The 7,851-nt window shown below is 62.6% G+C and carries 9 protein-coding genes; 1 reads left to right on the top strand and 8 read right to left on the bottom strand.

Features of this window, described 5'->3' with window-relative positions:
• From EN964_RS17345 to EN964_RS17310, 8 genes are all read right to left on the bottom strand, one after another.
• A partial coding sequence (locus EN964_RS17345; RefSeq protein ID WP_127276568.1) for a substrate-binding domain-containing protein occupies nt 1–933 on the bottom strand: 933 nt, incomplete at its 3' end.
• Nucleotides 934–975: 42 nt separating this feature from the next.
• Nucleotides 976–1,965: a TIM barrel protein gene (locus EN964_RS17340; protein ID WP_127269387.1), complete on the bottom strand. Its 990-nt coding sequence runs from the start codon at nt 1,963–1,965 to the stop codon at nt 976–978.
• 221 nt (nt 1,966–2,186) lie between these two features.
• Nucleotides 2,187–3,392, bottom strand: coding sequence for an aminotransferase class V-fold PLP-dependent enzyme (locus EN964_RS17335; protein ID WP_127271290.1), 1,206 nt, complete (start codon nt 3,390–3,392; stop codon nt 2,187–2,189).
• A gap of 25 nt (nt 3,393–3,417) precedes the next feature.
• Nucleotides 3,418–3,879 carry a RidA family protein gene (locus tag EN964_RS17330; RefSeq protein WP_127271288.1) on the bottom strand — a complete coding sequence of 154 codons (462 nt, stop codon included), beginning with the start codon at nt 3,877–3,879 and terminating at the stop codon, nt 3,418–3,420.
• A 38-nt stretch (nt 3,880–3,917) separates the two neighbouring features.
• Nucleotides 3,918–4,712, bottom strand: a complete 795-nt coding sequence (locus EN964_RS17325) for an amino acid ABC transporter ATP-binding protein (RefSeq protein ID WP_127272345.1) — start codon at nt 4,710–4,712, stop codon at nt 3,918–3,920.
• A 2-nt stretch (nt 4,713–4,714) separates the two neighbouring features.
• Nucleotides 4,715–5,365, bottom strand: a complete 651-nt coding sequence (locus tag EN964_RS17320; RefSeq protein ID WP_127267518.1) for an amino acid ABC transporter permease — start codon at nt 5,363–5,365, stop codon at nt 4,715–4,717.
• 1 nt (nt 5,366) lies between these two features.
• Nucleotides 5,367–6,032 (bottom strand): amino acid ABC transporter permease, encoded by a 666-nt coding sequence (locus EN964_RS17315; protein WP_127267517.1) that lies wholly within the window; start codon nt 6,030–6,032, stop codon nt 5,367–5,369.
• 171 nt (nt 6,033–6,203) lie between these two features.
• A complete protein-coding gene (locus tag EN964_RS17310; protein WP_127267516.1) occupies nt 6,204–7,085 on the bottom strand; it encodes a transporter substrate-binding domain-containing protein in 882 nt (293 codons plus the stop codon).
• A 127-nt stretch (nt 7,086–7,212) separates the two neighbouring features.
• Between EN964_RS17310 and EN964_RS17305 the strand changes: the two genes are divergently transcribed.
• Nucleotides 7,213–7,851, top strand: a 639-nt coding sequence (locus tag EN964_RS17305; RefSeq protein WP_164775856.1) for an IclR family transcriptional regulator, incomplete at its 3' end; no start/stop codon positions are given.

Raw genomic sequence — 7,851 nt, 5'->3', positions numbered from 1 at the left:
TCCCGCGACGAGACGCAGAGCTGTTTCCAACGCCACTTCGCCGGTCAGAACGGGGAAACTGTCGACCGTGCCGGTCAGTTCGCCGGCCCGTATGGAGGCATAGGCATCGGAAATGCCGTCGGTGCCGAAGACCGCAACCTTGTCCTGCAGGCCGGCGGCCTTGACAGCCTCGACGATGCCCAGCGCCATGCCATCATTGTTGGCATAGAAGCCGATCAGGTCGGGATGCTGCTGCAGGATGTTGGTGGCCGCGTCATAGGAGGTCTGGCGGTCCCAGTTGCCGGGAACGCTGGCGACAACCTCGAACTTGCCTCCCTCGGTAATGGTCGACTTGAAGCCATCGGTGCGCTGCACGGCGGCATAGACGCCAGCCTGGCCTTCGACGATGGCGACCTTGCCGCCATTCGGACGATTCTTGACGAACCATTTGGCGACGCGCACGCCATTGTCGCGTTGGACGTTGCCGACATAATGCTCGGCCTGCGGGATGACGGCGTCATTGACATTGACCACCGGCACGTTGGCGGCCTTGGCCTGCTCCATGATCGGCTGCAGATTGGCATCCGTCTGCGGCGAGACGAGCAGCACGTTGTAGCCCTGCGTCACCAGGCCTTCGGCGATGGTGAGCTGGCCGAGCTGGTCGCCCTCGCTCTGCGCTGCCTGATAGACGACGGGAACGCCGACCTTGGCGCCGAATGCCGTGTAGCCCTCGCCCAGCGAGCGCCAGTATTCATTGGTCAGCGTCTTGGAGACCGCGCCTGCCTTGGTGCCTTCGGGCAGCTTGGGGAACGCGCCGAACTTGGCCTCGACCTGCGACCAGTCGATGCGGTCCTTTTCCGTGTCGGAATTGAGCGGCGCGAGGTCGGCGGAAAAGGCAGAGCCGATCGAGAGCGCCATCAATGCGGCGGTAGCGGTGGCAAGCAGAAGTTTCATTGTATTCCTCCCTGGTTGAAAAACGGCGATGGCGCGGATGCCTCAGCTATCCGGCCCGAGCATGATTTCCTGGATGATGGCCTGCGACGTCACCGCGTCCTGGCTGTCCATGGCGGCGGACAGGCGATTGTCCTGCTCCAGCCGGTCGACGACGCGCAGCATGCGATTGACGGTGGCGATGTTGACTTCGCACTCGCGCACCGGATCGAGCCCTGTCATATCGGGGAACGTGTCGAAATAGATGGCGCCGGCGTAACCGTCGCGGCGAATCTGCCTGAGCATCTCGATGGTCTGCAGCGTGTGCACCGCGCCGACCATCAGGCCGTCGTCGCGCTTGGCGTAGCCGTCGTTCAGGTGCACGCCGAGCAGCTTGCTGTGACGCGCCACCAGGGCCGCGGCAAAGGCCGGTTGTTCGTCGGCGTAGAGCACATGAGCGAAATCGAGCGTGACGCCGAGATTAGGCAGGCCGACATCGCGGATCGCCAGCAAGGTCGTCGCCGCATCCGGCATCAGGCTGTAGGAGCGTGGTTCGTTCGGTTTGTATTCAAGGCTGATCTGACAGTCGGGATCATGTGCCGCAACTTCACGAATCCCATCAATTTCGTGTTGCCAAAGCGTCGAATAGTCGGCCTGGAAGGCGTAGTCGAAGCCATCCTGGCCGAGCCACAGCGTCATCAGGCTGGCGCCGGCCTCACGCACGGCATCGATGCCGGCCTTGGTCAGGTCGATGGCCTCGCGACGCACCGCCGGATCCGGATTGGTGAAAGCGCCGAGCTTGAAGGCGGGGTTGGAGTAGTAGCGCATGGCAAAGCCATTGATGGAGAGCCCAAGATCGCCCAGTTTCAGAGCAATTTCCGTGGGCTTTTCCCTGACATGGTCAGGAAAGTTGAGATCCAGATCGGTAAGCCCCTCGACCTTGGCGGCGCGCGCCGCCATCTGCAGCAGCGACGGCTTGCCGGTAAGATCGGGCCACTCGGCGTGCGGTCGCGAGGCAAAGGAATTCAGGCGCGTGGCGAAACGAGTGGCTGTCATGATCGATCCTTCAATCGTCATGACTTCACATAAATAAAGATATTTGTAAAGTTATTGTTTTGAGAGGCTACGAAGCGGCCACCAGGCTGGACCCGCCAAGGCGCGCAAAGGGAGCCGGCAGTTTCCCGGCCGGTGCCCTGGAGAGCCCGTCAGGCCAATAGGCGCATGATGGCGCGTGCTGGTTACGGTCGGCGCATTTCAGCAAGCGATTCGCCGGGTGTTCAATCTGGCCAGCGTAAGACGCCGGACGAATCCTTGCGGGCGAGTTTCATCGCATCGGCCGGGCGGTCCTTGGCGGTCAATATGGCGCGCAGCCGTTCGGCGACGATCTCGGCCTCGCCGGGATGAAGATTGCAGGGGTCGAGGAAGAAATGGCCGCGCTCCACCTCATGGTTGCGCACGATGATCGGTGGCGAGCCCGTCGCCAATGCCGAGGTGAGGCCGGCCGCCGTGAACCGGCTTTCGGGCAGTACAAAAATCTGAAGCCGATCGAGAGGGTTGGCGGTCGGATCGGGAATGATCTGCGCGACAATGCCCGGCAGGCCCTGCAACGTCTCCTTCCACAGGTTGAGCGCGGCGTCTTCGCGGCGGCGGATGCCGGCATGGTCGCGCTTTTCCCAGGCTTCCAGTGCGGCCATGGTGCCGGCGATGCTCTCCTTGCCGACCTTCATGGCGCGGGCGACGCCGCGGTTCTGGAGATAGGCGGTGCGAACCAGATCCTTGCGCCCGGTGACGATGCCGCTGGTCGGCCCACTCAGGAATTTGTGGCCGCTGTAGATGACAATGTCGGCGCCGCGCGCGAGGAAGCCGCGCAGATCATACTCTGAAGCCGCATCCACGATCACAGGGATGCCCCTGGCGTGGCAGATCTCGCAGAATTCCTCCAGGGACAGCATGCCATACTGCACGGTGTGGTGCGCAACGACGTAGAGGCCCGCCGCCGTGCGGTCGTTGATCGCGTCGCGCACATGATAGTCCTGCGTCACGCTGACCGTGCCGGCCGGCACGACCCTGGCGCCCGCCAGCCGGACCGACTGGTCGATCGGCGCACCATAGTTGACGATGTGCCCGAGCTGGACGATGACCTCCGACTTGAGGCCCTCCGTGTTATCAGGCAGCCGCTCGATGGCGAGCAGATTGGTCCCCGTCATAGCACCTGCGATCGCCATGGTGATGCCGCTGGCGCAGCAGGCAGTGATGAAACCGGCCTCGCCGCCGGTCAGGCGCGCGACAATCGTGCTTGCGGCACGTTGCAGGTCATCCATTTCCACCCATTGCGAGGCCATTTCCGCCATGGCGCTGATCGCTTCGGGGACGATGATCGACGCGCCGAGCGCGGTCATCGTGCCGGAGACATTGATGATCGGGCGAAGGCCGAGCCGTTCGCGGATGGTGGTGTTGGAGCCGTCGGTGGACGTGGTTTTCATCTCTCGGATTCCATTCTTCTAAAGGTCAGGCGGCGATCTCGACAACCGCCTCGATTTCAACGGTGATGTTTCCAGGCAAGGAGCCGACGCCGATCGCCGAGCGGGCATGGCCGCCGATATTGTCGAACACATCGGCAAACAGGTCGGAACAGCCATTGACCACTTTCGGGTGGTCGCTGAAGGTCGGTATGGCGTTGACGAAGCCGAGCAGCTTGACGACGCGCACGATCCGGCCAAGGTCGCCAGTGGCTGCGTGCATGACGGCAAGCAGATTGAGGCCGGTGAGGCGGGCATGGCCATAAGCCTGCTCGACGCTGACATCCTCCCCCACCTTGCCGGTAAACAGCGTGCCGTCGGTGCGCAGCGGACCCTGGCCGGACAGGAAGATCAGCCGGCCGCTTTCGGCATGGGTGACGAAGTTGGCGATCGGTGTCGGCGGCTCGGGCAGCGTCAGGCCCAACGCGGCGAGCCGGATATAAGGCGTCATGAAAGAAGGCTCCTTGCGACAGCGTTCGCTGTCCCGTTCTAGAAATGCGAGGCGCGGAAGCGTGCCAGGAAGGTGCGCAGGCGCTCATTGTCGGTGTCGGCCGCCAGGATTTCGGCGGGTGGACCCGCCGCGCTGACGCCGCCATCGGCCATGAAGATGATGCGGCTCGAGGCATCGCGGGCAAACGCCATTTCGTGCGTGACCATCACCATCGTCATGCCGTCCTCGGCCAGGCTGCGAACGACCTCGAGCACCTCGCCGACCAGTTCCGGGTCGAGCGCGGAGGTTATCTCGTCGAGAAGCAGGATCTTCGGCCCCATGGCCACGGCGCGGGCAATGCCGACGCGCTGCTGCTGGCCGCCGGACAGTTCGGCGGGCAGGCTGTCGGCCTTGTGGGCGAGGCCGACCCGGCCGAGCCAGTGTTCGGCGATGGTGCGCGCTTCGGCGTTGCTCTTGCCGCGCACCTTGGTGAGGCCAAGCATGATGTTGCCGGCGGCTGTCAGGTGCGGAAAGAGGTTGAAGCTCTGGAACACCATGCCGGTCTCGGCGCGCATCGCGGCGAGATCGCGTTCGCTGCGACGCTGGCGGGTTCCGGCTTCGCGAAAGCCGACCTCCTTGCCGTCGATGCGGATCGAACCACTGTCATAGCTTTCGAGAAAGTTGACGCAACGCAGCAGCGTGGTCTTGCCGCTGCCGGAAGGGCCGATGACGGTCACCACCTCGCCCTTCGCCACCTGCAGGCTGACCGAACGCAGGACCTGGACGGTCCCAAAGGCTTTGGAAACGTCCTGGACGTCGAGAAGGGCCGGGGTGTTTTTCGGACTTGTGGACATTGCTATTCCCGGATGAAGGAGAAACGCCGCTCGAGCCGCCGGCTGGCGAGCGAAAGGGCATAGTTGACCGCGAAGTAGATGAGCGCGCCGAGAATATAGAGCGGCATGGCCTCATAGGTGCGGCCGATGACCTGGTTGATGGCCTGCATCAGGTCGGTGATGCCGAGCAGCGATACCAGCGCGCTGCCCTTGACCGCATCGGTGACGCCGTTGATCCAGGGCGGCAGGAAGCGCCTGAACGCCTGTGGGAAGATGACGTAGGCGAGCCGCTGTCGAAAGGTCAGCCCGATCGCCATCGCCGCCTCGGACTGCCCTTTCGGAATGGAGCCGACAGCGCCTCTGAAATATTCTACGACCTGGGCTGTCTTGAACAGGGTCAGCGCCAGCACGGCGGCCCAGAACGACGGCAGATGAAGCCCGATGGCCGGCAGTCCGTAATAGACAAAGAAGATGAGCACCAGGATCGGGATGCCGCGGATGGTGTCGCTGAAGATGCGCACGGCCCATTGCAACGGCACCGGGCCATAGACGAGACCGACGCCCATGATCACGCCGGCAATCAGCGAAAATACCACGACCAGCAGGGATACCCACAGTGTCAGCGCAAAGCCCTGGGCGAGGAAAGGTAAGGCATAGGCGATCTGGGTCAGCATATCAGCGCGCCGCCCTGAACCGGCGCTCGACAAGCCGAAGCGCAAAAAGCAAGATGTAGCCGGTCACCAGATACATCGCCGTGACCACGAGATAGACCTCGACGATGCGGAAGGTGTTGAAGTTGATCCACTGGGCGCCATAGGTCAGCTCCGGCACCGAAATGACCGACGCGACGGAGGTGTCCTTGAACAGCGATATGAAGGTGTTGGACAATGCCGGCAAGGTGATGCGCAGCATGGTCGGCAGGCGCACGTTGAGCAGCCTTTGCCAGGGTGTCAGGCCGATTGCCTTGCCGGCGTCCAGCTGTCCGCGCGGAACGGCTTCGAGCCCGGAGCGAAACACCTCGACCAAATAGGCGCCGCTATAGAGCGACAGCGTGACGACGAACGAGGTCGGCGCGCTGTAGGCGATATCGACCACTGTCGGCAAGCCGTAGAAGACGAGGTAGACGAGCAGGATCAGCGGCACGTTGCGGATGAATTCGACGTAGGCGGCGATGATGGTGCGCACGATGCGTCCGGCAGACACATACCAGACCGCCAGAACCAGGCCGATGACGATGCCGATGGCGATCGATATGACGGCGAGTTCGAGACTGAGCAGCAGTCCGCCCCACAGCTTGTCGAAGTGCCGCCAGATCAGGTTGAAATTAAGGGCATAGCCCATGCGTCCGCCTCAGTGCCGCAGGCTTAGAGCGGTTCACCGTTTCACGGAAACGGCGACCCGCTCTAACTCTTTGTTTTGACGCAATTCCGGACGAAAACCGTTTCACACTTTTCCTGGAATTGCTCTAGGGAGGCGGAAGGGCGCTGGATACGCCCTTCCGCCCGATGCAGGTCAGATGGCTGGGAAGCCGGGATGGCGCGCCGGCGGCTCCTGTCCGAAATAGTCCTTGAAGGCGGCATCGTAGAGTGCGTTTTCGTGGCCGAACATGGCGATGGTGAAGGTCGCGTTGACGAAGGTCAGCCAGTCAAGGTCGCCTTGCCGGAGTGCCGCGCCATAAAGCATGCTCAGCCAGCTCTTGCCGGCGTCGAAATATCTGTCCGGATTGCGCGAGGCGAGCCAGCGCACCGTGGACAGATCGACGGCAGCGGCGTCGACGCGTTTCGATTCCAGTGCCTGCAGCACGTTGGCCTGGGTATCGATCTGCATAACCTGGCACTCGGGCAGCACCGAATGCACCTGCGCCTCGGCATCGACATTCTGCAGGATGGAGACGCGTGTCGCCGAGCCGCCGGCAAGCAGCTTGTCGAAGGTCTTGTTCTCGGCGGTCGGAAGGCTCAGCAGGGCGACGCCCTCGACATAGTAAGGCCGGGAAAAATTGACCAGCTGCGAGCGCTGGGCGCTCATCGTCATGAACTGAATGGTGATGTCGACCTTGTTGGTGGTGACGTTGGGGATGCGCTGTGCCGGATCCTGCATCACGAACTCGACCTTGGTCGGATCGTCGAAAAGGCCCTTGGCAAGAATGCGTCCCATGGTGATGTCCATGCCGACGAGTTCGCCGGCATCGTTCTCGAAGTGCCACGGCGCATTGGTGCTGCCGGTACCGACGATCAGCTTGCCGCGATCGAGCACGGTGCGCAGCAGGCTGTCGGGTGCTGCCTGAGCAGCGGCCTTCTGGGCATCGACGGCTACCGCCGCACCCACGACGCCGGCCGTGGCCAGTCCCGCCATTCCCAATTTCAGAAAATCACGTCTTCCGGATGTGTCGTTCACGGCGACCTCCTTTCGTTTGTGTTCCCCTTGCACAGGCAATACACGCGTCAGTGACGTCGAAGCGATTGTCTCTTACAAGAGACGTGTGTATCCTGTACAGGACAGATACTAACACCGGGAATCAACAATGCAAGATGGCAATGCCTCGGCACTTTCAGCCGGCGAGAAGATTTCGGGCTCCCGTGAAAAGGGGCTCAACCGGGTGCTCGAGATTCTGGAGTTTCTTCACACGACCCAGCGCGCGATCGGCATTGGCGACCTTGCCAAGGGCGTGCACGCGCCCCGTTCGACGACCTATACGCTGGTGCGGTCGCTGGTCGATGCGGGACTGCTGGAAATGGAAGGCGACGGCAATCGCGTCTATTTCGGCAAGAAGCTCTATCTCTACGGAATGGACTATGTGCGGGGCAACGACCTGTTGAGGCGGGGGCGCCAGGAGGTCGACAATCTGTCGCGCGAGACCGGCGAGACTTCCGAACTGTGCATGCTGCAGAGCGGCCGCTATACGATCGTCCATGCGAGTCCCGGCACCAGGCCGTTCCGCATCAGTTCCGCCACCGGCTTGCAGATACCGCTGCCCTGGACGGCCTCGGGGCGGCTGCTTCTGGCGGGGCTGGAGAAGGCTGAGATCGAAGGCATGGTGTCGGACGACGATCTCGTGCTGCCCGACGGGCGCAAACTGCGGCTCGACGATTTCGTCGCCGACATCGCAAAAGCGCAGGTCACCGGCTATTGCGTCACTTCGGGCCTTGTCGATGCCTATACG

It is taken from the genome of Mesorhizobium sp. M7A.F.Ca.CA.001.10.2.1, assembly GCF_003998575.1.
In the GTDB taxonomy this organism is placed as follows: Bacteria; Pseudomonadota; Alphaproteobacteria; order Rhizobiales; family Rhizobiaceae; genus Mesorhizobium.
Note: the sequence above shows the minus strand (reverse complement) of the source record. Positions and strands in the feature narration are given on the sequence as shown.

What these genes read in the sequence shown, in the direction of transcription:
- EN964_RS17330 (WP_127271288.1), bottom strand. Translation starts at nt 3,879, where the DNA reads ATGACGCCTTATATCCGGCTCGCCGCGTTGGGCCTGACGCTGCCCGAG.
- EN964_RS17325 (WP_127272345.1), bottom strand. Translation starts at nt 4,712, where the DNA reads ATGTCCACAAGTCCGAAAAACACCCCGGCCCTTCTCGACGTCCAGGAC.
- EN964_RS17340 (WP_127269387.1), bottom strand. Translation starts at nt 1,965, where the DNA reads ATGACAGCCACTCGTTTCGCCACGCGCCTGAATTCCTTTGCCTCGCGA.
- EN964_RS17335 (WP_127271290.1), bottom strand. Translation starts at nt 3,392, where the DNA reads ATGAAAACCACGTCCACCGACGGCTCCAACACCACCATCCGCGAACGG.
- EN964_RS17320 (WP_127267518.1), bottom strand. Translation starts at nt 5,365, where the DNA reads ATGCTGACCCAGATCGCCTATGCCTTACCTTTCCTCGCCCAGGGCTTT.
- EN964_RS17315 (WP_127267517.1), bottom strand. Translation starts at nt 6,032, where the DNA reads ATGGGCTATGCCCTTAATTTCAACCTGATCTGGCGGCACTTCGACAAG.